Source organism: Pseudomonas sp. GW821-FHT07F05 (assembly GCF_059418765.1).
The window spans coordinates 1-24,558 of record NZ_JBWKQL010000005.1; the positions used below are offsets into that span (position 1 = coordinate 1).

General features: G+C 61.6%; 21 protein-coding genes and 1 pseudogene. 9 read left to right on the plus strand and 13 right to left on the minus strand.

Annotated elements, in window-relative coordinates; all coding sequences use genetic code 11:
• Positions 1-175: 175 nt before the first annotated feature.
• From AC07RO_RS12850 to AC07RO_RS12860, 3 genes and pseudogenes are all read right to left on the minus strand, one after another.
• Positions 176-1,036 carry a methyl-accepting chemotaxis protein gene (locus tag AC07RO_RS12850; protein WP_407073215.1) on the minus strand — a complete coding sequence of 287 codons (861 nt, stop codon included), beginning with the start codon at positions 1,034-1,036 and terminating at the stop codon, positions 176-178.
• A 42-nt stretch (positions 1,037-1,078) separates the two neighbouring features.
• Positions 1,079-2,200: pseudogene (locus AC07RO_RS12855) on the minus strand (Cache 3/Cache 2 fusion domain-containing protein); the annotation flags it as partial.
• 169 nt (positions 2,201-2,369) lie between these two features.
• Positions 2,370-3,290, minus strand: coding sequence for a LysR substrate-binding domain-containing protein (locus tag AC07RO_RS12860; RefSeq protein ID WP_495086216.1), 921 nt, complete (start codon positions 3,288-3,290; stop codon positions 2,370-2,372).
• A gap of 165 nt (positions 3,291-3,455) precedes the next feature.
• On the opposite strand from AC07RO_RS12860, the gene AC07RO_RS12865 reads away from it, so the two are divergent.
• A complete protein-coding gene (locus tag AC07RO_RS12865) occupies positions 3,456-4,838 on the plus strand; it encodes a NorM family multidrug efflux MATE transporter (protein WP_495086217.1) in 1,383 nt (460 codons plus the stop codon).
• A gap of 180 nt (positions 4,839-5,018) precedes the next feature.
• Here the strand turns inward: AC07RO_RS12865 and AC07RO_RS12870 are convergent, their stop codons facing one another.
• Positions 5,019-6,689: a putative bifunctional diguanylate cyclase/phosphodiesterase gene (locus AC07RO_RS12870; protein ID WP_192171438.1), complete on the minus strand. Its 1,671-nt coding sequence runs from the start codon at positions 6,687-6,689 to the stop codon at positions 5,019-5,021.
• Positions 6,690-6,890: 201 nt separating this feature from the next.
• On the opposite strand from AC07RO_RS12870, the gene rep reads away from it, so the two are divergent.
• The 4 genes from rep to AC07RO_RS12890 all read left to right on the plus strand — a co-directional run bounded on the left by rep (position 6,891) and on the right by AC07RO_RS12890 (position 11,481).
• Positions 6,891-8,900, plus strand: a complete 2,010-nt coding sequence (gene rep / locus AC07RO_RS12875) for a DNA helicase Rep (protein ID WP_122534146.1) — start codon at positions 6,891-6,893, stop codon at positions 8,898-8,900.
• 39 nt (positions 8,901-8,939) lie between these two features.
• Positions 8,940-9,509 carry a xanthine phosphoribosyltransferase gene (locus AC07RO_RS12880; RefSeq protein ID WP_495086218.1) on the plus strand — a complete coding sequence of 190 codons (570 nt, stop codon included), beginning with the start codon at positions 8,940-8,942 and terminating at the stop codon, positions 9,507-9,509.
• 190 nt (positions 9,510-9,699) lie between these two features.
• On the plus strand, positions 9,700-10,584 hold the full coding sequence (locus AC07RO_RS12885) for an MBL fold metallo-hydrolase (RefSeq protein ID WP_495086219.1): 885 nt from the start codon (positions 9,700-9,702) through the stop codon (positions 10,582-10,584).
• 81 nt (positions 10,585-10,665) lie between these two features.
• A complete protein-coding gene (locus AC07RO_RS12890) occupies positions 10,666-11,481 on the plus strand; it encodes a sulfite exporter TauE/SafE family protein (RefSeq protein WP_495086220.1) in 816 nt (271 codons plus the stop codon).
• Between the two features lie 34 nt (positions 11,482-11,515).
• Here AC07RO_RS12890 and AC07RO_RS12895 read toward each other — a convergent pair whose 3' ends face one another.
• The 6 genes from AC07RO_RS12895 to dadA form a co-directional block, all read right to left on the minus strand.
• On the minus strand, positions 11,516-13,438 hold the full coding sequence (locus AC07RO_RS12895) for an acetyl-CoA hydrolase/transferase C-terminal domain-containing protein (RefSeq protein WP_495086221.1): 1,923 nt from the start codon (positions 13,436-13,438) through the stop codon (positions 11,516-11,518).
• 105 nt (positions 13,439-13,543) lie between these two features.
• A complete protein-coding gene (locus tag AC07RO_RS12900; RefSeq protein ID WP_282365371.1) occupies positions 13,544-13,846 on the minus strand; it encodes a DUF2845 domain-containing protein in 303 nt (100 codons plus the stop codon).
• 8 nt (positions 13,847-13,854) lie between these two features.
• Complete coding sequence (locus tag AC07RO_RS12905) at positions 13,855-14,403, minus strand: cupin domain-containing protein (RefSeq protein ID WP_037016647.1); 549 nt, start codon at positions 14,401-14,403, stop codon at positions 13,855-13,857.
• 160 nt (positions 14,404-14,563) lie between these two features.
• Entirely contained in the window at positions 14,564-15,637 is a 1,074-nt protein-coding gene (gene alr / locus AC07RO_RS12910) for an alanine racemase (RefSeq protein WP_495086222.1), read from the minus strand.
• Between the two features lie 44 nt (positions 15,638-15,681).
• Complete coding sequence (locus AC07RO_RS12915) at positions 15,682-16,035, minus strand: RidA family protein (protein ID WP_192171444.1); 354 nt, start codon at positions 16,033-16,035, stop codon at positions 15,682-15,684.
• Entirely contained in the window at positions 16,007-17,308 is a 1,302-nt protein-coding gene (gene dadA / locus AC07RO_RS12920; protein ID WP_495008365.1) for a D-amino acid dehydrogenase, read from the minus strand. The genes AC07RO_RS12915 and dadA overlap by 29 nt, the downstream gene beginning before the upstream one ends.
• 154 nt (positions 17,309-17,462) lie before the next feature.
• Between dadA and dadR the strand changes: the two genes are divergently transcribed.
• Complete coding sequence (dadR, locus tag AC07RO_RS12925) at positions 17,463-17,951, plus strand: transcriptional regulator DadR (RefSeq protein ID WP_065988245.1); 489 nt, start codon at positions 17,463-17,465, stop codon at positions 17,949-17,951.
• 33 nt (positions 17,952-17,984) lie between these two features.
• On the opposite strand, the gene AC07RO_RS12930 is transcribed toward dadR, so the two are convergent.
• On the minus strand, positions 17,985-18,338 hold the full coding sequence (locus tag AC07RO_RS12930; RefSeq protein ID WP_346627407.1) for a YkgJ family cysteine cluster protein: 354 nt from the start codon (positions 18,336-18,338) through the stop codon (positions 17,985-17,987).
• A gap of 153 nt (positions 18,339-18,491) precedes the next feature.
• Between AC07RO_RS12930 and AC07RO_RS12935 the strand changes: the two genes are divergently transcribed.
• Entirely contained in the window at positions 18,492-19,802 is a 1,311-nt protein-coding gene (locus AC07RO_RS12935) for an NAD(P)/FAD-dependent oxidoreductase (protein WP_495086223.1), read from the plus strand.
• Between the two features lie 38 nt (positions 19,803-19,840).
• Here the strand turns inward: AC07RO_RS12935 and AC07RO_RS12940 are convergent, their stop codons facing one another.
• Positions 19,841-20,074: a DUF1127 domain-containing protein gene (locus tag AC07RO_RS12940; RefSeq protein ID WP_122534158.1), complete on the minus strand. Its 234-nt coding sequence runs from the start codon at positions 20,072-20,074 to the stop codon at positions 19,841-19,843.
• A 178-nt stretch (positions 20,075-20,252) separates the two neighbouring features.
• Here AC07RO_RS12940 and AC07RO_RS12945 point away from each other — a divergent pair, with 178 nt between their 5' ends.
• Positions 20,253-21,680 carry an aminotransferase-like domain-containing protein gene (locus AC07RO_RS12945; RefSeq protein ID WP_423571964.1) on the plus strand — a complete coding sequence of 476 codons (1,428 nt, stop codon included), beginning with the start codon at positions 20,253-20,255 and terminating at the stop codon, positions 21,678-21,680.
• Positions 21,681-21,772: 92 nt separating this feature from the next.
• A complete protein-coding gene (locus tag AC07RO_RS12950; RefSeq protein WP_495086224.1) occupies positions 21,773-23,362 on the plus strand; it encodes a phospholipase D family protein in 1,590 nt (529 codons plus the stop codon).
• On the opposite strand, the gene AC07RO_RS12955 is transcribed toward AC07RO_RS12950, so the two are convergent.
• On the minus strand, positions 23,359-24,504 hold the full coding sequence (locus AC07RO_RS12955; RefSeq protein ID WP_495086225.1) for an MFS transporter: 1,146 nt from the start codon (positions 24,502-24,504) through the stop codon (positions 23,359-23,361). The two genes, AC07RO_RS12950 and AC07RO_RS12955, sit on opposite strands and share 4 nt — an antisense overlap.
• Between the last annotated feature and the right edge of the window lie 54 nt (positions 24,505-24,558).

Below are 24,558 nucleotides of genomic sequence, written 5' to 3' on the forward strand. Positions count from 1 at the left end.
CCCTGATGAAAAACCAAAGCGAATATCAACCGAAAGGGGGGATTTTGGCTTGATGACAACCATAGAATCTCCCACAACTCGTGTATTGCCAGATACATCTGCGGTGTTGCTTGATGAGATTGGGCTTGCTCACACCTACGCTGGTTGGCTCTGGCGGCTCAGCAGCGCTCCAGCCTCACCGAAACCGATCCACTTCCTTCTGCAAGTCAGCCGCCACGGCATTCAGCTCTTGAGCCGTGATCGCCAGGTTGGACACGACCTCGCGTTGCTCGCTGTTCGCCAGGGCGATGCTTTGCAGGTTGGCGCTGAGCAGCGTTGCGGTGTTGCTCTGCTCTTGGGTCGCGGTGGTGATGGACGTGAATTGCTCACCGGCGGAACGGCTTTGTTCGTCGATCTGGGCCAGCGCTGCAGCCACTTTGGCGTTGCGCGACAGGCCTTCCTGCATCAGCGCGTTACCTTGCTGCATGGTGCTGATGGCATTGCTGGTCTCTTGCTGAATGCTGCTGATCATGCCGGAGATTTCATCGGTGGCCTGGCGCGTACGTGATGCCAGGCTGCGGACTTCATCCGCTACCACCGCAAAACCACGGCCTTGTTCACCGGCGCGTGCGGCTTCGATCGCGGCGTTGAGGGCCAGGAGGTTGGTCTGCTCGGCGATCGAGGTGATGACGCTGACGATGCCGCCGATCTCCTGCGAGCGTTGGCCCAAGGTATCGATCACCGTCGCGGTGCTGCTCAGCGAGCCTGCAATTTGCTCCAGCGAGGCCGATGCCTCCTCCATGGACGTGCGGCCGATGCGGGTCTGCTGGGCATTGCCCTGGGCCATGCGTTCGGTGGTGCCCATGTTGTCGGCGATGGTCAGGGCCGTGGCGCTGAACTCCTCCACTGCGCCGGCCATGCTGGTGATTTCGCCGGATTGCTGCTCCATCCCCTCATAGGCGCCGCCCGACAAGCCGGACAGCGCATTGGCACGACTGCTGACTTCCAGTGCTGCTGTGCGGATGTGGGACACCATGGTTTCCAGCGCCTGGCCCATCTTGTTGAAACTGCCCGCCAGCTGACCAATTTCGTCATGGCTGGACACGTTCAGACGTGCGCTCAGATCACCAGCGCCCAACGCTTCCGCCTGACTGACCAACGCCGACAGCGGCCGCAGCTTGCTGCGTAACAGCCAGATCGCGGAGCCGACAGCGATCAGCATCGCCAGCAGGCTGCCGATGGCCAGTTGCGTGCCGACGCTCCAGGTGACTGCGCTGATTTCATCTTCAGGCATCGTCGCCAGAACCGTCCACGGACCGCCTGCAAACTTCTCACCGACGGTGTAGAAATCTTCGCCGGCGTCCTGCCAGAAATGCCCAACGCTCGGCGTCTTGGCGAACTCGGCCAGCGTGGTGCTTGCCTGATCCAGGTCCTTCACGCCCGCAGGCGGCACCAGCCATTTGTTCTGCTCATCAAGCAACGCCAGCGAACCGGTGGAACCGATGCGGAAGTTTTTCAGGTTGTCGAACTGCGCCTTCTGCGCGTCGGTGTAATCGAAGCCGACGAACAGCACGGCGATGACTTTGCCGCTGGCGTCACGCACCGGGCTGTACTGCGTCATGTATAAGCGATCGAACAACAGCGCGCGACCGACATATCCCTGTCCGGCGAGCAACTTGTCGTAGGCCGGGTGTTTGTGATCCAGCGAGGTGCCGATGGCGCGTGAGCCGTCCTGTTTGCTCAGCGAGGTGCTAACGCGCACGAAGTCGTCGCCGCTGCGCACAAAAACGGTCGCAACGCCGGCCGTCATGCTCTTGAAGTCGTCGACTTGCGTGAAGTCGTTGTTCAGCGGGGCGCCGTTCAGCAGCAGCGCCGGAGTCTGCACGCCCGCGACCGCAACCTGCTGATCAGCCTGCAGGCTCAGGCCGCCCGAAAAACGCTTCTCGAACAGACCGCTCAGACGCTGGGTGCTGTCGCGCAGGGTGCTGTGGAAGGTGTTCAACTGGTCGGCCAGCAACCGAGCTTCGCTGCTCATGTGCTCTTCGCGGATGACCAGGTTCGCCGAATCAAGAGAGCGCAAGGCGAACAGCGTACTGCCGCTGATGACGACGGCCAGAATAACGGCCAGGGCGATGCCGAGTTGCGAAGCAATTCGGGCGCGAGGCTGAGGCATTGGAGCTCCTTGCCGAACGACGGGACCATCCTGATTCAGGAGCACCATTCGGACGAATTCTAATAGAGGGAATCGATGAGTCGATTGAGGTGAACCGGCTCTGCAATACACCTTCGGCCGACAGACAAAAAACTTGAGTCCTACGTCGCTTCAGGACGGAATTAATTCCCTTTTTGGCTGTCCTGCGTCCGCTTTCGGTCGGGGTGCGCTTTACGACTCATTCCAGAATCGTCACGTCAGGCAATTCCATCGCCTGCACTTCGCCTTGCAAGAAGTCGCTCAGGCGCCGCAGACGCTCGCCGCCAGGGCGGGTCTCGGGCCAGACGAGGTAGTAGTTTTCGCCGCTGACCACCGCCGTGCGCCACGGCAGGCTGAGCCGGCCCTGAGCGACGTCTTCCGCCACCATCAGCAGATCGCCCATGGAAACGCCGTAACCCCTAGCCGCCGCAATCATGCCCAGCTCCAGCGTGTCGAACACCTGCCCTCCCTTGAGCGAGACCCGCTCAGACAAGTCCATGCGCTCCAGCCATCGGCGCCAGTCGCGGCGGTCGGGCGTAGGGTGCAACAGCTCGGCGCCGGCCAGTCGCTCGGTGTCCCACGGCGCGTCATCCAGCAGCGTCGGCGCGCCCACGGGAATCAGCCATTCCGGGAACAGGTACGTTGCCTCCCACTCCGGCGGGAAATGCCCATGGCTGAGCAACACTGCGCAATCGAACGGCTCCTGGGTGAAGTCGACACTGTCGATGTCCATCCAGGCGCTGGTCAGCTGGACTTCGTTGCCCACCTGCAGATGGCGGAAACGACTCAGCCGCGCCAGCAACCAACGCATGGTCAGGGTCGACGGGGCCTTCATGCGCAAGATGCCCTCCTCCGCCATCAACGCGCTGCACGCTCGCTCCAGCGCTGAAAAGCCTTCACGCACGCCCGGCAGCAATTCCCGCGCGGCTTCGGTGAGCTGCAAATTGCGACCATTGCGGCGAAACAGACGGCAGGCAAAGTGCTCTTCCAGCGTGCGGATATGCCGACTGACCGCGCTCTGGGTGATCGACAGCTCTTCAGCGGCGCGCGTGAACGAGCTGTGTCGCGCAGCGGCTTCAAACGCGCGCAGGGCATACAGAGGCGGAAGAGTGCGAGACATCGGCGGGGATTCCTCAGGCTGGACGGCGACCGAGGCCACTCTACCGCAGAAAACCCCAGGATGAGTTTTACTCATGCGAGTGATCGGATTTATCCCTTTGTGCATCCTCACCTGAATCCCCACAATGACCGGCCTGCAAACACCGCAAACCCGAGCGCAAAGACCATGCACCAGCACGCCTTCAAAGAACTGTGGATCATCCTGCGTCTGGCCGGGCCGCTGATTGCTTCGCAGATGGCGCACATGCTGATGGTGTTCACCGACACCGTGATGATGGGCAAGCTGGGCCCGGAATCCCTGGCCGGTGGCGGGCTGGGCGCGGCGAGCTACAACTTCGTGTCGTTCTTCTGCGTGGGGGTCATGGCCGCCGTCGGTACGTTGGTCGCGATCCGCAAGGGCGCGAATGATCACGCCGGCGTCACCCGCCTGACCCAGGCCGGTTTGTGGCTGGCGTGGGGCATGGCCTTGGTTGCTGCGCTGATCCTATGGAACCTCGAGCCGATCCTGCTGCAATTTGGTCAAGTCGAAGCCAACGTCCACATGGCCAGCGAATTTCTGATCACCTTGCCATTGGCGCTGCCCGGCCTGTTGAGCTTCATGGCGCTGCGCGGATTCACCAGTGCATTGGGGCGTGCGACCCCGGTAATGGTGATCAGTCTGGTAGGCGTGGCGCTGAACTTCGGGCTCAACTACGCGTTTATCCACGGGCTGTTCGGCCTGCCGCACTGGGGCCTGATGGGCATTGGTCTGGTCACGGCCATTGTCACCAACGCCATGGCCCTGGCCCTCGCGCTGCACATTCGTTATCACAGCGCCTACGCGGCGTATCCCCTTCACAAAGAACTCATGAAACTCTCGCGCAGTTGCCTGAAAGAGCTGTGGCGTCTGGGCCTGCCCATCGGTGGCACGTATGCGGTGGAAGTCGGGCTGTTCACCTTTGCGGCATTCTGCATGGGCGCCATGGGCAGCACCCAGATGGCGGCGCACCAGATCGCCCTGCAATCGGTGTCGATGGCGTTCATGGTCCCTGTCGGGATTTCCTACGCGGTGACCATGCGCATCGGTTTGCACTACGGGGCCGGAAACCTGCTGCTGGCGCGCGTTGCCGGACGCATGGGGATTGGCTTCGGCGGGCTGCTGATGCTTTCGTTCGGCATTCTGTTCTGGGTTGCGCCCCACGCCGTCATCGGTTTGTTCGTGGACGTCAACGATCCGAAATACCAAGGCGTGGTCGAGCTGGCGGTGAGGCTGCTGGCCATCGCTGCCTGGTTCGAGATTCTCGACGGCACGCAGACCATCGCCATGGGCGCGATCCGGGGGTTCAAGGACGCAAAAACCACGTTCCTGATCGGACTGGCGAGCTATTGGGTGGTCGGCGCGCCGCTGGCCTGGGGCCTCGGGTTTCTGGCGAACCAGGGCGCGGTGGGCGTGTGGTGGGGATTGGCGATCGGCCTGCTCTGCTCCGCAGTCGCACTGACCTGGGCATTCGAGCGCAAGACCGCGCGACTGCTGCGCAAGGAGGCGACGGGGGTTGTGGTGATGGGATAGGCCTCTGCGGGTATTCACAATCCGGGGCGGTCACAAACCCAACTGTAGGAGCAATCGGAGGTTAGGACGGTCGCGAAGGCGGTGGGTCTGTGACATCCATGTCGGCTGACCCCATGCATTCGCGAGCAAGCTCACTCCTACAGAATCACTCCGAGGTGTGTTCAAAGAACGAGCCGCCGCTCACTGGCTCTGCAGCGCAATACCTTTGCTCTGGCCCATCGCCAGATAATCCATCAGCTCCGGCAAGGCCAGCGGGTGACTGATCAAAAAACCTTGGGCCTGATCGCAGTTGAAGCTGCGCAGCAAGGCCAGTTGCTCAGGGGTTTCAACGCCTTCGGCCACCACTTCCAGGCTGAGGTTGTGGGCCAGGTTGATCATCGCGTGGACCAGCTTGCGGTTTTCCTCGCGCTGCTCCATTTCACCGACGAAGCTCTTGTCGATCTTCAGCAGTGTGATCGGCAAGCTGTTGAGGTGCACGAAGGACGAGAACCCGGTCCCGAAATCGTCCAGCGAGAAGCGCACACCCAGCCGTCCCAGCGCATCCATGGTCTGTTTGACCAGATCGCTGCGGCGCATGACGGCCGTCTCGGTCAATTCAAATTCCAGCCATTGCGCATCGATACCCCGATCAGCGATCAACCGGCTGAGGGTCGCGAGCAACTGGTTGTCCTGAAACTGGCGGAACGACAGGTTGATCGCCATGTGCAGCGGCGGCACGCCTTTCTCGCGCAGGGCCTGCATGTCGCGCAGGGCACGGGCAATCACCCAATAACCCAGCGGCACGATCAACCCGCTTTGCTCAGCCAGCGGCACGAACTCACTCGGCGGCAACAACCCACGCTCAGCGTGGCGCCAACGCACCAATGCCTCCAGTCCCAGAATGTGCCCGGTATTCAGGCACAGGCGTGGCTGGTAATGCAGCTCCAGCTCATCGCGACGCAAGGCGCGGCGCAGCTCGCTTTCCAGATCGGCGAGGCTGCGCGCGTTGCGGTTGATGCGTTCGTTGAAGACATGAAAGGTACAGCCCTGAGTGCCCTTGGCCTGCTGCATGGCGATGTGCGCGTGCCACATCAACGGATCGGCGCCGCCGTTGAGGCGCGCATAGGCGATGCCAAGGCTGCAACCGATCAACAGGCTTTCCCCATCGACCCAATACGGTTCGGACAAGGCTTCGGTGATGCGCTCGGCGATGGATTCGGCGCGCTCGGGGGCGCGTCGTGTGTCGATCAGTAGGGCAAATTCATCGCTGCCCAGTCGCGCCAGTTGATCGCACGCCTCCAGCTGGCCTTTCAGCCGCGCCACCACTTGCAGGATCAGCCGATCCCCCGCCTGATGACCCAGCGCGTCATTGGCGCGCCGGAAGTTGTCCAGGTCCAGATGCCCCAGCGCCAGGCCGCGGCCGTCGAACTCGGCCAGTCGGGCGGCCAACAGGGTCTGAAAGCCCTGGCGGTTGGCGATGCCGGTAAGAGGGTCCTGCTCGGCGAGGCGATTGAGCGTGGTCTCCAGAACGCCCCGTTCGCGCACGTGGCGCAGACAGCGGCGCAGGGCCTGCGATGTGAGGGCGTCGCGCACCAGCCAGTCGCTGACACCAACGGGCTCTTCGTCCGGTTCGGTGTCGAAAAGCAATACAGTGGGCCAGTGGCATTGGCCGGCGGCGGGCTGAAGGGCTTCGGTGGTAAAGAGTATTCCGGAGGTGGAGAAGTCGGTTTGATTGCTGACAGCGTCCCAGCTCGGCGCGCAGTCAAGGACAGCGGCGTCTCCGAGCGGCGCCAGGCACTCGCGCAACGATGCCGGCCATTCGGGCGTGTCCGCCAGAAGCAGCAAGCGCAAGGGTTCGACAGGCGTAGACAAGCTAACTCCCCACACAAACGTAAAGACCTTGGCGCACCCCCGAACGAGGGTCGTCAAACGCGAGAATCATCCGCAATACGCAAATGTAACAAAACGGCGAAATATAGATAGCGCGGCGCATCACAGTGTCGGACGGTGGCTGCACAATCCGCTGACCCTGTTAAAATGCCCGCCCTTTTCTAGGCGACCCCATTTTTCCCCATGTCCCGACTCAATCCCCGGCAACAGGAAGCCGTGAACTACGTCGGCGGCCCTCTTTTGGTGCTCGCCGGCGCTGGCTCCGGCAAGACCAGCGTGATCACACGCAAGATTGCCCACCTCATCCAGAACTGCGGCATCCGTGCCCAGTACATCGTCGCCATGACCTTTACCAACAAGGCGGCGCGGGAGATGAAAGAGCGCGTCGGTACCCTTTTGCGCGCTGGCGAGGGGCGCGGCCTGACCGTCTCGACGTTCCACAACCTGGGCCTGAACATCATCCGCAAGGAACACGCCCGGTTGGGCTACAAGCCCGGATTCTCGATCTTTGACGAGACCGACGTCAAAGCGCTGATGACCGACATCATGCAAAAGGAATACTCGGGCGACGACGGCGTCGACGAGATCAAGAACATGATCGGCGCCTGGAAAAACGAACTGATCCTGCCGCCCGAAGCCCTCGCCAATTCGCGCAACCCCAAGGAGCAGACCGCCGCCATCGTCTACAGCCACTACCAGCGCACGCTGAAGGCGTACAACGCGGTGGATTTCGACGACCTGATTCTGCTGCCGGTGAAGCTGTTCGAGGAGCACGCCGACATTCTGGAAAAGTGGCAGCACAAGGTGCGCTACCTGCTCGTCGACGAATACCAGGACACCAACGCCAGCCAGTACCTGCTGGTGAAGATGCTCATCGGCACGCGCTGCCAGTTCACCGTTGTGGGTGACGACGACCAGTCGATCTACGCCTGGCGCGGTGCGCGGCCGGAAAACCTGATGCTGCTCAAGGACGATTACCCGTCGCTGAAAGTGGTGATGCTGGAGCAGAACTACCGCTCCACCAGCCGCATCTTGCGCTGCGCCAACGTGCTGATCGCCAACAACCCCCATGCGTTCGAAAAGCAACTCTGGAGCGAGATGGGTCACGGCGACGAGATCCGCGTGATTCGCTGCAAGAACGAAGACGCCGAAGCCGAACGTGTCGCCATCGAAATTCTCAGCCTGCACCTGCGCACCGACCGGCCGTACAGCGATTTCGCGATTCTCTATCGCGGTAACTATCAGGCCAAGCTGATCGAGCTGAAGCTGCAGCACCATCAGATTCCGTATCGGCTGTCCGGGGGCAACAGCTTCTTTGGACGTCAGGAAGTAAAAGACCTGATGGCCTACTTCCGCTTGCTGGTGAACCCGGATGACGACAACGCCTTCCTGCGCGTGATCAACGTGCCGCGCCGGGAAATCGGTTCGACCACCCTTGAAAAGCTGGGCAACTACTCGACCGAGCGCAAGGTGTCGATGTACGCCGCCACCGACGAGATCGGCCTGGGCGAACATCTGGACGCCCGCTTCACCGATCGCCTCAGACGCTTCAAACACTGGATGGACGGCGTGCGCCAGCAATGCGCGACGCAGGACCCGATCGCCGCCTTGCGCAGCATGGTCATGGACATCGATTACGAAAACTGGATTCGTCAGAACAGCTCCAGCGACAAGGCCGCCGACTACCGCATGGGCAACGTGTGGTTCCTGATCGAGGCACTGAAGAACACGCTGGAGAAAGACGAAGAAGGCGGCATGACCATTGAGGAGGCCATCGGCAAACTGGTTCTGCGCGACATGCTCGAACGTCAGCAGGAAGAGGAAGACGGCGCCGAAGGCGTGCAGATGATGACCCTGCACGCCTCCAAGGGGCTGGAGTTTCCGTACGTGTTCATCATGGGCATGGAAGAGGAAATCCTCCCGCACCGCTCCAGCATCGAGGCCGATACCATCGAAGAAGAACGCCGCCTGGCCTACGTGGGCATCACCCGCGCGCGGCAGACGCTGGCGTTCACCTTCGCCGCCAAACGCAAGCAGTACGGCGAAATCATCGATTGCCTGCCGAGCCGGTTCCTCGACGAACTGCCGCCGGACGATCTCGCCTGGGAAGGCAACGATGACACGCCCGTCGAAGTCAAAGCCGTACGCGGCAATACAGCCCTGGCGGACATACGCGCCATGCTGAAAAGATAACGTTCATTTCGCGCACATCGCGCTCTGAGGACCACCCACGTGGAAGCACTGCACAAGAAAATTCGCGAAGAAGGCATCGTGCTTTCCGACCAGGTATTGAAGGTCGACGCGTTTCTCAACCATCAGATCGACCCGGTGCTGATGCAGCAGATCGGTGACGAATTCGCCGCGCTGTTCGCAGGCTCCGGCATTACCAAGATCGTCACCATCGAGGCTTCCGGCATCGCCCCTGCAGTCATGACCGGTCTGAAGATGGGCATCCCGGTGATCTTCGCGCGCAAGCATCAGTCGCTGACCCTCACCGAGAACATGTTTTCCGCGTCGGTGTATTCGTTCACCAAGCAGACCGAAAGCACCATCGCCATTTCTACCCGCCACCTGAACAGCAGCGATCGGGTGTTGATCATCGACGACTTCCTGGCCAACGGTAAGGCGTCCCAGGCGCTGATCTCGATCATCAAGCAAGCGGGCGCAACCGTCGCCGGCCTGGGTATCGTGATCGAGAAGTCATTCCAGGGCGGCCGCGCTGAACTGGACGGCCAGGGCTATCGTGTAGAGTCACTGGCGCGCGTACAGTCGTTGAAAAATGGCGTTGTGACGTTCGTTTGATCCGGATTCACCTCTGGGGTGATGCAGCTGACGCCGCGCTTTGGCCCAGCAAACGCGTAACCCCGTGGGAGTGAGCGTGCTCACGCAGACAGACTGTCAGGCGCAGGGGTCACTGTGAATGTACCGGCCCCTTCGCGAGCAAGCTCGACTCCCACAGATTTCTTGCGGTCAGTAGAACAGGAGACACGTTATGGAAATTGGCGAAAAACTGAGCGTAGAGGCGTTCTTTGATCCGCAGACCTCGACCATCAGTTACCTGGTCATTGACCGCTCTACGCTTCAAGCCGCGCTGATCGACAGCGTGCTGGATTACGACCCGAAATCCGGGCGCACCAGCACGCAGTCCGCCGACAAGCTGATCGAGAGGGTTCGTGAGCTGGGCGTGTCGGTGCAGTGGATTCTGGAAACCCACGTCCACGCCGATCACGTTTCGGCAGCGGCCTACTTGAAAGAACAACTCGGCGGCACCGTCGCGATCGGCAGCCACATCACTCGCGTGCAGAAAGTTTTCGGCACGCTGTTCAACGCCAAAGGCGACTTTGCCCGCGACGGCAGCCAGTTCGACCGGTTGCTGGAAGATGACGCGCACTTTCAGATCGGCACGCTGCAGGCCAGAGCCTTGCACACCCCTGGCCACACGCCGGCGTGCATGACGTACGTGATTGAAGCCGGCGATGAAGCCGTGGCGTTTGTCGGCGATACGCTGTTCATGCCCGACTACGGCACCGCCCGTTGCGACTTCCCCGGCGCCGATGCGCGCACGCTGTATCGCTCGGTCGGCCGGATTCTCGGCCTGCCGCCACAGACGCGTCTGTTCATGTGCCACGACTACCTGCCCAATGGCCGTGAGCTGATGTTCATGACCACCGTAGCCGAGCAACGCGCCAGCAACATCCATGTGCGCGAAGGCATCGACGAGGACGCTTTCGTCGAGATGCGCGAGAAGCGCGATGCCACCCTCGACATGCCGATGCTGATCCTGCCTTCGGTGCAGATCAACATGCGCGGCGGCAACCTGCCGGAAGCGGAGGACAACGGCGTCCGCTACCTGAAGGTCCCGATCAATGCGCTGTAAACCCTGCCGAGCGCGCCGATCAGGCGCGCTCACCCTGAACAGCTACCTCCTGACAGCCCCCACGGAACTTGCTCACTTACGATGAATGAACACGAACTGATCGGAGCCGGCCTCGGTACGATCATTGGCGCGGTATTGGGATTGACGGGCGCCGGTGGCGGCATTCTTGCGGTGCCGCTGCTGGTTTTCGGGCTGGGCCTGACGATGATCGAAGCCGCGCCGGTGGGCCTTTTGGCGGTCGGCCTGGCTTCGGCCGTCGGTGCAGCGCTTGGGCTGCGCCAGGGTATCGTCCGTTACCGTGCGGCCATTTTCATCGCAATCATTGGCATCGCGCTGTCGCCGGTAGGGCTGTGGCTGGCGCACCAGCTGCCCAATGCGCCGCTGGCGTTGGGGTTTGCGCTGATTCTGTTTTATGTGTGCGGGCGGATCTACCGCAAAGCCGCTCACGAGTTGCGCCACGGCAAACCGCCGGATCGAGGGGCGTTCAGGCCTTGTGTGGTCAATCCGCTGGTGGGTCGGCTGCGCTGGACCCTGCCCTGTGCCCGCTCACTCGCGGCAACCGGCGCATTGGCCGGGCTGTTGTCAGGATTGCTCGGTGTGGGTGGCGGCTTCGTCATCGTGCCGGCATTGACCCGATACACCGACCTTGAGATGAAGAGCATCGTCGCCACGTCGCTGGCGGTGATCGCCCTGGTCTCGACCGGCAGCGTGATCACCGCCACCATCAGCGGCGCGATGCATTGGACTGTGGGGCTGCCGTTCGCCGCAGGGGCCGTCGCCGGACTGGTAGTCGGCAGACAGGTCAGCCGTCACCTCGCCGGCCCGCGATTGCAGCAGCTGTTTGCGGTCAGCGGCTTCTTTGCTGCCGTGCTACTGGTGGTCAAAACCCTCGGCTGAACGGATGCCACAGTAAACGTGGGAAACATCGGGCCTAAGCCGTCGCCTGCAACCCCGCCAGCACCAGCCGCTGATACAGCTCTTCTCGCAACCCCTGCGGATGATCGAGGCCCATGCGCTGCAAGTGCTCCGGATAGGCGCTCGCGTCAGGCGCTTCCAGCGTGGCCTTGCCCAGCTCGATGATTTCCGTGAGCTTGAACTTGCTCTTCAACCAGTTCAATGCACGGAGCAGATCGCGCTCTTCAGCCGTGAAATCGCTGCCCAGCGGGTACTCGATGAACAGCGACGGGAACTGGTCGCGGATGTCCTTCAGCTGCTCGGGCGTGTTCTGGCTGAACAGCGGATCAAGGCGGAAATCCTTCGGCAGCTTGCCAGCCTTTTGCGCCTGATCGATCAGGCCCGGCTGGAAGCGTGAATCGCTGATGTTGAGCAGCGCCTCGATCACCGCCGCGTCGGTTTTGCCGCGCAGGTCGGCGATCCCATATTCAGTGACGACGATATCGCGCAGATGCCTCGGGATCGTCGTGTGCGCATAGTCCCAGACGATATTGGAATTGACCTCCCCACCCGATTCACGCCAGCTGCGCAGAATCAGCACGGAACGCGCGCCGTCCAGCGCATGGCCCTGAGCGACGAAGTTGTACTGCCCGCCCACACCGCTGACCACACGGCCGTCGGCCAATTGATCGGAGACCGCTGCGCCCAGCAACGTCACGGTGAAGCAACTGTTGATGAATCGCGCATCCCGCCGTTGCAGGCGCTTGAGCGTCTCGTCGCCGTATAGCTCGTTGATGTAACTGATCGCAGTCATGTTGACCTGCGCGATCTGCGCCGGCGTGAATTCCCGCAGCCGCTCGTAGAAGCTGCGCGGCCCGAGAAAGAAGCCGCCGTGAATCAACACGCCGTCGCTATAAATCGATTCGTCCAGAACCCCGTCATTGGCCATTTGCTGCAGCTCGACGTCGGCGTACACCTTGCGGCGGATGATCCCCGCGTCCAGCAGCACCAGCAGCCCGTTGACCAGCATTTCGCTGCAGCCATAAAGCCCGGTGGCGAAGGGCATCACCCCGCCTTGCGCCTCGATCAACGGCTTCCAGGTGGAAATGCCGTCCAGCTTGGCCAGGCACGCGCGATAGGTTTCGTTATCGGCCTGGCGCGCAAGCAAGGCGGCGGTCAGGGCGTCGCCCATCGAGCCGATGCCAATCTGCAGCGTGCCGCCATCGCGCACCAGCGTGCTCGCGTACAAGCCAATGAAGTGATCCTGGACACCGACTGGCATGTTCGGCGTCGAGAACAGCGTGCTGCGCTCTTCGTGCTCGATCAGCAGGTCGAAGGTGTCGGCGCTGACCTCGGCACCGCCCTGCATGTAGGGCAGATCCGCGTGGACGTGGCCGAGTATCAGAATGCGCTCGCCCAACCCACGGCGTTTTTCCACCATGGGCAGCAGGTCGAGGGTGATGTCGGGGTTGCAGCTCAGGCTGAGGTGATCGGGCCGTTGGGAGTCGCGGGCAATCAGCTGCGCGATCAGATTCAGACCATTGGCGTTGATGTCCCGCGCAGCGTGGCTGTAATTGCTGCTGACATAATCCTGCTGCGCTTCGACACTGCCCAGAAGGCTGCCGGGCTGCATGAAGAACTGCTGGACGTGAATGTTGGGCGGGAGGTCGTCCCGGCGCAGATCAGTGAGGAAATCCAGTTCAGGGTAATCGTCGAAGACGCGCTCGAGAAAGGGCTCCAGAAACCGTCCCTGCAAACCATCGCCGCCATCCGGTCGCCCGAGGCACAGCGCGGTGTAGATAGTCAGATGTCGATCGGGCAGCGATTTGATTCGGGCGTACAACGCGTTGGCGAAGCGATTGGGCTTGCCCAACCCCAGCGGCATACCCATATGGATGTGTGCCGGCAATTCAGCCAACACGTGATCGACAGCTTGCTCGATCGAGCAGGAATGCGGCATCCGGCCTCTCCTGATTTTGTTATTTGATAGCGGTTGGACCGGGCCTTCAGGGGATTTGCTGCACTGCGCGGCTTGCGCCCTTAAAAACGACTGTCACGCGGCCACTCAATCCCGCTTCGTCTCGATTTCCACCAACTTGTCCTCGATGAACCGCAGGTGTTGTTTTGCGCCGTTGCGAGGGCCATACACCCATAAGCTGACTTTAGCAGTGCCAAGCTTCGGGACGCCGTTGCTCCTGAGCGCGGGCATTTGATCAACACTGCTGTCGGGCGCCCCGCACTTCTGGCGGACCACGTCGGCGGTGTCCCCCAGACTGATAAGCGCCGTGCCGCAGCGCATGGTCGCGCCAGCAGTATCGGCGAAGAGCAAGACGGCCAGGCCGAGGAAGATCAGTTTTCGGGTAATCATATCGCTGATCAGAAATTCGCCGGCGTTGCCGCGCTGATGAGTCGCGCAGGAACGTCGAACGGGTTGCGAAAGCGATGGGGTCGGGAGCTCTCGAAGTAGTAACTGTCGCCCTCTTCGAGCACGTAGGTGTCCAGACCGACCACCAGCTCAAGACGGCCCTCGACCAGAATCCCGGTCTCCTCGCCCTCGTGCACGAGCATCTCGACGCCCGTGTCGGCACCCGGCGGGTAGACTTCGGAAAGGAACGCAATGGCGCGGCTCGGATGGGATTTGCCGACCAGTTTCATGGTCACGGCACCGTCCGAGATATCGATCAGTTCGCTGGCTTTATAGACCACTTGGGTCGGATTTTCGGGTTCGAGCTCTTCGGAAAAGAACTCCACCATGGACATCGGTATGCCGCCCAGCACCTTGCGCAGGGAGCTGATCGAGGGGCTGACGCTGTTCTTCTCGATCATGGAGATGGTGCTGTTGGTCACGCCCGCTCGTTTGGCGAGTTCACGCTGGGACAGACCTTTGAGTTTACGAATGGATTGCAGTCGTTCACCGACGTCCAATGCGGGAGTCCTCCTGATGATCAAGTTGGGTCAAGTGGCCGCCATCATGGCAACAGCGTTCAGTATTTACAACACTTGAGCCCATGGCCGGATCAGCAAAGGGACTGGCGGCCGTGACTGGCCGCGAAGGAGTGGTTTGCAGGGGATTGGCGAGCGGCGATCAGGTCCCGGTATAAAGCCTTGGCACGCGTTTCAGATTGCACAGAATCTGGTACGGAATCATGCCCGCGCTGGACGCAAGGTCGCTGATGTGGATGCTCTTGCCCCACAGCTCGACGCGGCTGCCCAGCCCTGCGCCCGGCACGTCGGTGAGGTCGACACAGAGCATGTCCATCGACACACGCCCGAGCAACTGGCTGCGATGCCCGTCGACCATCACGGGCGTGCCGGTGGGCGCCTGCCGCGGATAGCCGTCGGCGTAGCCCATCGCGACCACACCGATGCGCATGTTGCGCTCGGCGACGAATGTACCGCCGTAGCCCACTGGCTCACCGACGGGCAGGTCACGCACGCAGATGACGCGGGATTCCAGGGTCATGACCGGCTGCAAACGATCGGCGACCGATTGCGGCTGATCAAACGGCGTCGCGCCGTAAAGCATGATCCCCGGACGGACCCAATCACTTGGCACGCTGGGCCAGCCCATGACGGCTGGGGAATTGCGCAGGCTGAGTTCGGCGGTCAGACCGGCACGGGCCGATTGAAAAATGGCCACTTGCTGATCGGTGCGCGCGCTGTCGAGTTCGTCGGCGCGGGCGAAGTGGGTCATCAAGACAATCTTCGCGGCTTTGCCGCTGTTCAGCAGCCGCTGATGGGCCGCCTGAAAATCCGCCGGGTGAATGCCAACGCGGTGCATACCCGAATCCATCTTCAGCCACACGTTCAGCGGCTTGCCGAGGGCGGTTTGCTCGATGGCATCGAGCTGCCAGAGGGAATGCACCACGCACCAGAAATCGTGCTCGACGATCAGCGCCAGTTCGTCGGCCTCGAAAAAACCCTCCAGCAGCAGAATCGGGGCGTTGATCCCGGCCTGACGCAGCTCCAGCGCTTCTTCAATGCACGCCACGGCAAAGCCATCGGCCTTGGATTCCAGCGCCTGCGCAACCTGCACCGCGCCGTGGCCGTAGGCATCCGCCTTGATCACGGCGAGCGCCTTGGCGCCAGCGGTGTCGCGCGCCAGTTGGTAGTTGTGACGCAGGGCCTGAAGGTCGATAAGGGCGCGGGCTGGACGCATGCTGGGGCTTCTTGTTGGTCAATAGATGGATATAAGTGGGTGAACTACGGCAGCGCCGCAACCACCGACAGTTCAACCAGAATCTCAGGCTCGCACAGCTTGGCTTCAACCGTTGCACGCGCAGGGGCAAGGCCCCTCGGCAGCCAGGTGTCCCAGACGCTGTTCATGCCGGCAAAGTGTGCATCGATGTCTTTCAGGTAGATCGTCACCGACAGAATGCGGGTCTTGTCGGTACCGGCCAGGTCCAGCAATCGCTCAATGTTGTGAAGCGTCTCGCGGGTCTGCTGCTCAATCCCCGCTGCCATGTCGTCGGCCACTTGCCCGGCAAGATAAACGGTGCCGTTATGGACGACCAACTGGCTCATGCGCTCATTGGTGAGCTGGCGCTGAATGGACATGTTTTGCGATCTCCTTGGAACTGCCGTAACGGGAAATATCGAGGCCTTCAGCACTGATCTGCGGGGTTTTGCGCGCGATCAGGTCAGCCAGCAATCTGCCTGAACCGCAGGCCATCGTCCAACCCAACGTGCCGTGGCCGGTGTTGAGGAACAGATTGCGATACGGCGTTGCGCCCACGATAGGTGTTCCGTCCGGCGTCGTCGGGCGCAGACCGGTCCAGAAGCTGGCCTGCTGCAGGTCACCGCCGCGAGGATAAAGGTCGTTGACGATCATCTCCAGGGTCTCGCGGCGACGAGGATTAAGCGACAGGTCGAAACCGGCGATCTCGGCCATGCCGCCTACGCGGATGCGATTGTCGAAGCGGGTGATCGCGACCTTGTAGGTCTCGTCGAGAATGGTCGAAGTCGGCGCCATCGCTGGGTCGGTGATCGGCACCGTCAGCGAGTAGCCCTTGAGCGGATAAACCGGCGCCTTGATGCCGAGGGGCTTGAGCAGTTGCGGCGAGTAGCTGCCAAGCGCCAGCACGTAGCGGTCAGCGGTTTCGAGCGTGCCATTGATGCGCACGCCCTTGATGGTGTCGCCGGCGAAATCAATAGACTCGATGGACTGGCCGAAGCGGAACTCAACGCCCAGCTTCACGCACATTTCGGCCAGACGCGTGGTGAACAGCTGGCAGTCGCCGGTCTGATCGTTCGGAAGACGCAGTGCCCCACTGAGGATATTGCTGACGCTGGCCAGGGCCGGTTCAACCCGGGCAATTCCTTCACGGTCGAGTACTTCATAGGGCACGCCGGCCTGTTCGAGCACGGCGATGTCCTTGGCGGCGTTATCCAGTTGCTCCTGAGTGCGGAACAGCTGGGTGGTGCCGAGGCTGCGGCCTTCGTAGGCAATGCCGGTCTCGGCACGCAGCTCATCAAGGCAGTCGCGGCTGTATTCGGAGAGGCGAACCATGCGCTCTTTGTTGACCGCATAACGGTTCTGGGTGCAGTTGCGCAGCATCTGCGCCATCCACAGGTATTGATCGACATCGGCCGTCGCCTTGATTGCCAGCGGCGCATGGCGCTGCAGCAACCATTTGAGGGCCTTGAGCGGCACACCCGGTGCCGCCCAAGGCGAGGCGTAGCCCGGCGACACCTGCCCGGCGTTGGCGAAACTGGTCTCCATGGCCGCGGCTGGTTGACGGTCAACGACCGTCACCTCGAAGCCCGCACGCGCCAGGTAATACGCACTGGTGGTACCGATTACGCCACTTCCAAGGACCAGAACGCGCATGTTGATTCCCTCATCGCGGATATCCGCTGACGTTTTCAAGTTTTAAGCAAGGATGTGTGCAGTATAAAAAGGCGTGAGCAGTGCTTTTGACTATATAAACGCCTATATTCGGCATTTCTTCTCGGCAACCGACGCTTTGGCAGAGGGCTCTTCGATGCGTACCCAGCACCAGTCCAAACGCGAGCTGGACAAGATCGACCGCAATATCCTGCGCATCCTGCAAAACGACGGCCGGATCTCCTTCACCGAACTGGGCGAACGCGTCGGGCTGTCTACCACGCCGTGTACGGAGCGGGTCCGGCGTCTGGAGCGTGAAGGCATCATCATGGGCTACAACGCCCGCCTCAATCCGCAGAACCTCAAAGCCAGTTTGTTGGTGTTTGTCGAGATCAGCCTGGACTACAAGTCCGGTGACACCTTTGAAGAATTCCGCCGCGCGGTGCTCAAACTGCCCCATGTGCTGGAATGCCACTTGGTGTCAGGGGATTTCGACTATCTGGTGAAAGCGCGGATTTCCGAGATGGCTTCGTACCGCAAGCTGCTGGGGGATATCCTGCTCAAGCTGCCCCACGTGCGGGAGTCCAAGAGCTACATCGTGATGGAAGAGGTGAAGGAAAGTTTGTGCCTGCCGATTCCGGAGTGAACACGAGCAGTGGAGTGATGGCATCTGGCGTCGTTACACCAGGACCTGCCGCGTAGAGGCGATGAACTCATGCACCTGCTTCTCGGCGCGCGGGTGAATCAGGACCTCAGGGCGGCGACCGTTGGGGCATGGCAGGGTTTTCGTGGTGCCGAACAGGCGACAAATCAGCGGCCGCTCGTCATACACGGTGCAGCCGTGGGGGCCCAGGTGTACGCAGTTCAGCTCATTGAGGGCCGCTTCCTGCTCGGCCGGTGTCTTGCGCGGCAACCGCGACATTTCTTCGGACGACGTGGTCACCGGCCCACAGCAATCGTGGCACCCCGGCACGCATTCGAACGACGGAATCTGCCGCCGCAAATCGCGGATTTTCTCGCTGTTGCAACCCATCGCGGCAGTTTCCCCTGTGAAAGGTGCTGATTGTGCCCCAGCGCCTCCGGGACTTACACCCGGATGATCATGCGCTGGCATTTTCTTGCCCGGACTCATTCACCCCGCTACCCTCCGTAAAATTTTCCAAACAGTGTTCTCGGGATATTCAACATGAATGCTCGGTCTCCCCAGCCCGGATTGTCTGATCACGCGGCTTCTTATTACGCGGCCACCCGCCATCCCCGGCCTGACTACCCTGCATTGCACGGCGAGATCAAAACCGACGTCTGCATCATCGGCGGCGGGTTTTCCGGGCTGAACACGGCGATCGAGCTGGCTGAACGCGGCTTGAAGGTGGTGCTGCTGGAAGCACACAAGATCGGCTGGGGCGCGAGCGGTCGCAACGGCGGGCAGTTGATCCGCGGCGTCGGCCACGATGTGGACCAGTTCAGCAATGTCATCGGCGAGGACGGCGTGCGCCAGCTCAAGCTGATGGGCCTCGAAGCGGTGGAAATCGTCCGCGAGCGCGTCAGCAAATACCAGATCGACTGCGACCTGACCTGGGGCTACTGCGATCTGGCGAACAAGCCCAAGGAGTTCGAGGGTTTTGCCAAAGACGCCGAAGAGCTGCGAAGCCTGGGTTATCGACACCCGCTGGAATTGATTGAAGCGGGCAACCTCAGCAGCGTCATCGGCTCACCCAACTATGCCGGCGCGATGCTGGACATGGGTTCGGGCCATCTGCATCCGCTGAACCTGGCGCTGGCAGAAGCCGCCATCGCTCAGTCACTGGGCGTGCAGGTGTTCGAACACTCGGCAGCGACGCGGCTGGAATACGGGACAGAGGTCAACATTCATACAGCTCAAGGGCGGGTGCGCGCCAGCACGCTGGTGCTGGGCTGCAATGCGTATCTCAACGAGCTCGATGGGGAGTTGAGCGGCAAGGTCTTGCCCGCCGGCAGTTACGTCATCGCCACCGAGCCACTGAGCGAAGAACTCGCCAGCCAGCTGATTCCGCGCAACACCGCGATGTGCGATCAGCGTGTGGCGGTGGATTATTTTCGTCTGTCGGCTGATCGACGCTTGCTGTTCGGCGGCGCCTGTCACTATTCAGGCCGCGACCCGAGCGACATTGCAGCGTACATGCAGCCGAAGATGCTCAAGGTGTTCCCTCAGCTCAAAGACGTGAAGATCGATTTTCAGTGGGGCGGGATGATCGGCATCGGCGCCAATCGCTTGCCGCAGATCGGGCGACTGCACACGCATCCAAACGTGTTCTACGCCCAGGCGTACGCGGGGCACGGGTTGAACGCGACGCATCTGGCGGGCAAGTTGCTGGCTGAGGCCATCAGCGGCCAACACAGCGGCGGGTTCGAGCTCTTTGCCAAAGTCCCTCACATCACCTTCCCCGGCGGTAAACATTTGCGCTCGCCGCTATTGGCGCTGGGGATGTTGTGGCACCGCTTCAAAGAACTGGTGTAACGAAACTCGCCGCTGTGAGGCTGACTGCGTCACAGCCCTCATTCGCGCCAGAACGGCTTGAGCCCTTCATGGCGCGCCTGCTCGCTGCTCAAGCCAATATCCTTCAACTGCTCGTCAGTCAGTTTCAACAACGCGCGCCGACTGGCCAGGCGATGCTGAAACAGCCCCCACATCCCTAATCCTTCCGGCGCACTAATGCGCGAGCTCCCGTCCTGCTCCCGGACCAGCTCACCGGCATACAGCGTTAACCGAACATCACTTATTCCGCTCATTTCCAGACACCTCAGGGTGGGTTTCGAGTGGATTCATGATGTGTCTGTATGGAAAACCATTACAGATCCAAAGAATTATTATTCTTTGCATACAGATCGGTTTCCTCTCGCGCTGAATGCTGTATTTTCCCAACATCTGTATCGGTCTACCGATCGCCTCACCTTGTGGGAGTACGCCATGACCCTCTACGTCAACCTCGCCGAATTGCTCGGCACGCGCATCGAAAACGGCTTTTATCGCCCCGGCGACCGGCTGCCTTCGGTGCGTGCGTTGAGTCTTGAGCACGGCGTCAGCCTGAGCACCGTGCAGCAGGCGTATCGATTGCTGGAAGACAACGGGCTCGCGCTGCCACGGCCCAAGTCCGGGTATTTCGTGCCGGCTGGCCGCAAGACGCCCGCCCTGCCTGCGATAGGCCGCCCCGCCCAGCGCCCGGTGGAAATCTCTCAGTGGGATCAAGTGCTGGAACTGGCACGAGCCGCACCCAGCCCTGACGTGGTTCAGCTGGGTCGCGGCATGCCCGACGTCACCAGCCCGACCTTGCGCCCACTGACCCAGGCGCTGGGCAGGATCAGCCGGCGCTCGGACATGCCTGGGCTGTATTACGACAACATCCACGGCCGGCGTTGCCTGAGGGAACAAGTCGCGCGGCTGCTGCTGGATTCCGGCACCAACATCGATCCGGACGATCTGGTGATCACCACTGGCGCCCAAGAGGCGCTGGCCATCTGTATCCGTTCGGTGTGCCAGCCGGGCGACATCGTCGCAGTCGACTCGCCCAGCTTTCACGGCGCCATGCAGGCGCTCAAGGGGCTGGGCATGAAAGCCCTGGAAATCCCCACCGACCCGCTCACCGGCATCAGCCTCGACGCATTGGAGTTGGCGCTGGAACAGTGGCCGATCAAGGCCATACAGCTGACGCCGAGCTGCAACAACCCGCTGGGCTACATCATGCCGGAGGACCGTAAACGCGCACTGCTGACCCTGGCGCAACGCTTCGATGTGGCGATCATCGAAGACGATGTGTATGGCGATCTGGCCTACACCTACCCTCGCCCGCGCACGATCAAATCCTTCGACGAAGACGGTCGCGTCCTGCTCTGCAGCTCGTTTTCCAAGACCTTGGCGCCGGGCCTGCGCGTCGGTTGGGTCGCGCCCGGTCGCTATCTCGATCGCGCGCTGCACATGAAATACATCAGCACCGGTTCGACCGCGACCCAGCCGCAGCTGGCGATTTCGGACTTTCTCAAGGCCGGACACTACGAGCCGCACATGCGCCGGATGCGCGGCCAGTACCAACGCAGTCGCGACCTGATGACCGGCTGGGTGACGCGTTACTTCCCGGAAGGCACCCGTGTGAGTCGTCCCCAGGGCGGGTTCATGCTGTGGATCGAGCTGCCGGAAGACTTCGACTCCTTGCGCCTGAACCGCGCCTTGCAGGGGCAAGGCGTACAGATCGCCGTGGGCAGCATATTTTCGGCGTCCGGCAAATACAGAAACTGCCTGCGCATGAACTTCGCCGCCAAGCCGACCGCGCAAATCGAGGACGCGGTGCGCAAGGTCGGCGCTGCCACGGCGCTGCTCATGCAGCGGACCGACCCTGCATGACCTTTGCAGCTAAACCTTTTGAAGCTTTTAACCTTTTGCGGCTTTTAACCTTTAGGAGAAAGCGCGGTCATATCGCCATGACTGATTTTCGGATGACCGCGTTGACGAACTTACGGGCGGTGCCCCTCCTCCTGGCTCTCGCCCTCGGCCTCAGCGGTTGTGCGCACACGCCCGCCCCCGACGGTCCGAGTCAGGCACTCCCGGCGGCGCAGTCTTCTTTCGGACGCTCGATCATGGCCCAGGCGGCGCCTCACGAGGGCCGCTCGGGTTTCCGCCTGCTGCCCAACAGCACTGAAGCCTTCATGGCCCGCGCCGAGCTGATTCGAAACGTCAAAACCAGCCTGGACCTGCAGTACTACATCGTTCACGACGGCCTGAGCACTCGGGCGCTGGCTGACGAACTGCTCAAAGCTGCCGATCGCGGCGTTCGCGTGCGCATCCTGCTGGACGACACCACCAGCGACGGGCTGGATGAAGTCATCGCCACACTCGCTGCGCACCCGAATATTCAGATTCGCCTGTTCAATCCGCTCAATCTGGGCCGCAGCATGGGCGCCACCCGTAATCTGGGCCGGCTGTTCAATCTGTCACAGCAGCATCGACGCATGCACAACAAGCTGTGGCTGGCCGACGGCGCCGTGGCCATCGTCGGCGGGCGCAATCTGGGTGACGAGTATTTCGACGCCGAACCCAATCTGAATTTCACCGACATCGACATGCTCAGCGTGGGCCCGGTGGCGGAACAGCTGGGTCACAGCTTCGATCAGTACTGGAACAGCGCGCTCAGCAAGCCGATCAACGACTTCCTCTACTGGCCACCCGATCGTAAGGATCTGACCAAAGCGCGCGCTCTGCTGGCCGAATCGCTGGATCAGGCCCACGTTGAGAAGAAGGCCCTGTATGAACGGCTGATGGACTATCGGACTCACCCGCGTATGAAGACCTGGCTCAATGAGCTGATCTGGGCGCACAACCAGGCGTTGTGGGACGCGCCGACCAAGGTGCTGTCACGGGGCGAGCCCGACCCGCATCTGCTGCTGGCGACTCAATTGAGTCCTGATCTGGGCAGCGTGCACAAGGAACTGATGCTGATCTCAGCCTATTTCGTGCCCGGGCAGGAAGGCTTGGTGTACCTGACCGGACTCTCGGACAAAGGCGTGTCGGTGAACCTGCTGACGAATTCGCTGGAGGCCACCGACGTGCCGGCGGTACACGGCGGTTACGCGCCCTACCGCCGGGCACTGCTGGAGCACGGCGTGAAGCTGTTCGAACTGCGCCGTCAGCCAGGTGATCCGAGCAACGCCAAGGGCAGCGGACCTGCATTTCTGCACACAAACCTGATCAAGGGCGGCTCGGAATCGAGCCTGCACAGCAAGGCGATGATCTTTGATCGACAGAAGATGTTCGTGGGTTCGTTCAATTTCGACCCACGGTCAGTGCTGTGGAACACCGAAGTCGGCGTGCTGGTCGACAGCCCCGAGCTGACCGAATACCTGCGCGAGCTGGCGCTTCAGGGTATGGCGCCGGCCATCAGCTATCAGGTCAAGCTGGAAAACAACCGGCTGGTGTGGGTGACCGAGGACAACGGCAAAATCCACACGCTGTCCAAAGAGCCTGGCGACTGGTGGCGCCGGATGAACGCCTGGTTCAGCACGGCGGTCGGCCTGGAAAAGATGCTTTAAGCCGCTACTGCTTGCGCGCCAAAGGCCTTGGGACGCTGGGACAGGATGACCAACCCCAGCGCCCCCGCCGCCATCAGCAACGGCAGCGCCTGACCGCTGACCCACTGGCTGCCAGCGCCTGCCGCCAAGGGGCCAAGCAGGCAACCGATCCCCCACAGCTGGGCGACGTGGGCATTGGCGCGCACCAAAGCGTCATCGCGGTAGCGCTCGCCAATCAGAATCAGCGACAGCGTGAACAACCCGCCCGCACTGGCGCCGAACAGTACCCACAGCGGCCAGATGGCGATTGTGTCGACCAGCAGCGGGATCGCCAGGCTCGACACCATCAGCACCAGCGCACACCCGGAAAACAGCCGCCGACGGGAAACCCTGTCGGCCAGCGCACCAATCGGCAGTTGCAGAAGCGCATCACCCACCACCACGGTGCTGACCATCGCCAAAGCCACTTCAGGCGTAAAGCCCTGTTGCAGGCAATACACCGGCAGCAAGGTCAGAATCATCGCTTCAAACCCGGCGAATAAAGCGATGGCCCACGCAATGGCCGGCAAACTCCGACAGAAGCCGCCGAGATCGCGCAGCGTCACATGGCTGGATTCCGCGCTCGGCGCGCCTGTTCTGCCCAGCAATAGAAACGGCGATACCACCAGCAACAGGGTCCCGACCCAGAACCCGTAATCTGCTTCCGTGCCAATGAAACCCAGCAGCACCGGCCCGCCCAACTGACTCAGCGCGTAGGAACTGCCGTACAGCGCCACCAGCTTGCCGCGCAGCCGTTCGATCACCAACTGGTTGATCCAGCTCTCGCCGAGCACGAAGACGATGGTCAGGATCGTCCCGAGCATCAGCCTCAATACCAGCCAGATCCAGTAATTGGGCAATAACGCCAGCAAACCCACTGAAAATGACCCGGCCCACAGGCACAGCCGCATCAGGTTGGCGGTACCGAGTCTTGAAGCGAGCCGGCTGGCAAGGCTGGCACCCAGCAGCACGCCAATGGCCGGCATCGCAGCCATGACGCCGATGGCAAACGCACCGTAACCCCAGGCCTCCAGCCGCAGGGACACCAGCGGCATGCTCACGCCCAGCGCCAGACCGACGCTCAATACCGACGCCAGCACAGCGAAATAAGTACCCCAACGCATCACCACGCTCCTGTGGCTCAAAAGGACGAAACAAAACAGCCGGGCTTTGATGAA

What these genes read in the sequence shown, in the direction of transcription:
- AC07RO_RS12850 (WP_407073215.1), bottom strand. Translation starts at nt 1,036, where the DNA reads ATGGGCCAGGCGCTGGAAACCATGGTGTCCCACATCCGCACAGCAGCA.
- AC07RO_RS12860 (WP_495086216.1), bottom strand. Translation starts at nt 3,290, where the DNA reads ATGTCTCGCACTCTTCCGCCTCTGTATGCCCTGCGCGCGTTTGAAGCC.
- AC07RO_RS12865 (WP_495086217.1), top strand. Translation starts at nt 3,456, where the DNA reads ATGCACCAGCACGCCTTCAAAGAACTGTGGATCATCCTGCGTCTGGCC.
- rep (WP_122534146.1), top strand. Translation starts at nt 6,891, where the DNA reads ATGTCCCGACTCAATCCCCGGCAACAGGAAGCCGTGAACTACGTCGGC.
- AC07RO_RS12885 (WP_495086219.1), top strand. Translation starts at nt 9,700, where the DNA reads ATGGAAATTGGCGAAAAACTGAGCGTAGAGGCGTTCTTTGATCCGCAG.
- AC07RO_RS12890 (WP_495086220.1), top strand. Translation starts at nt 10,666, where the DNA reads ATGAATGAACACGAACTGATCGGAGCCGGCCTCGGTACGATCATTGGC.
- AC07RO_RS12895 (WP_495086221.1), bottom strand. Translation starts at nt 13,438, where the DNA reads ATGCCGCATTCCTGCTCGATCGAGCAAGCTGTCGATCACGTGTTGGCT.
- AC07RO_RS12900 (WP_282365371.1), bottom strand. Translation starts at nt 13,846, where the DNA reads ATGATTACCCGAAAACTGATCTTCCTCGGCCTGGCCGTCTTGCTCTTC.
- alr (WP_495086222.1), bottom strand. Translation starts at nt 15,637, where the DNA reads ATGCGTCCAGCCCGCGCCCTTATCGACCTTCAGGCCCTGCGTCACAAC.
- AC07RO_RS12915 (WP_192171444.1), bottom strand. Translation starts at nt 16,035, where the DNA reads ATGTCCATTCAGCGCCAGCTCACCAATGAGCGCATGAGCCAGTTGGTC.
- dadA (WP_495008365.1), bottom strand. Translation starts at nt 17,308, where the DNA reads ATGCGCGTTCTGGTCCTTGGAAGTGGCGTAATCGGTACCACCAGTGCG.
- dadR (WP_065988245.1), top strand. Translation starts at nt 17,463, where the DNA reads ATGCGTACCCAGCACCAGTCCAAACGCGAGCTGGACAAGATCGACCGC.
- AC07RO_RS12930 (WP_346627407.1), bottom strand. Translation starts at nt 18,338, where the DNA reads ATGGGTTGCAACAGCGAGAAAATCCGCGATTTGCGGCGGCAGATTCCG.
- AC07RO_RS12935 (WP_495086223.1), top strand. Translation starts at nt 18,492, where the DNA reads ATGAATGCTCGGTCTCCCCAGCCCGGATTGTCTGATCACGCGGCTTCT.
- AC07RO_RS12940 (WP_122534158.1), bottom strand. Translation starts at nt 20,074, where the DNA reads ATGAGCGGAATAAGTGATGTTCGGTTAACGCTGTATGCCGGTGAGCTG.
- AC07RO_RS12945 (WP_423571964.1), top strand. Translation starts at nt 20,253, where the DNA reads ATGACCCTCTACGTCAACCTCGCCGAATTGCTCGGCACGCGCATCGAA.
- AC07RO_RS12950 (WP_495086224.1), top strand. Translation starts at nt 21,773, where the DNA reads ATGACCGCGTTGACGAACTTACGGGCGGTGCCCCTCCTCCTGGCTCTC.
- AC07RO_RS12955 (WP_495086225.1), bottom strand. Translation starts at nt 24,504, where the DNA reads ATGCGTTGGGGTACTTATTTCGCTGTGCTGGCGTCGGTATTGAGCGTC.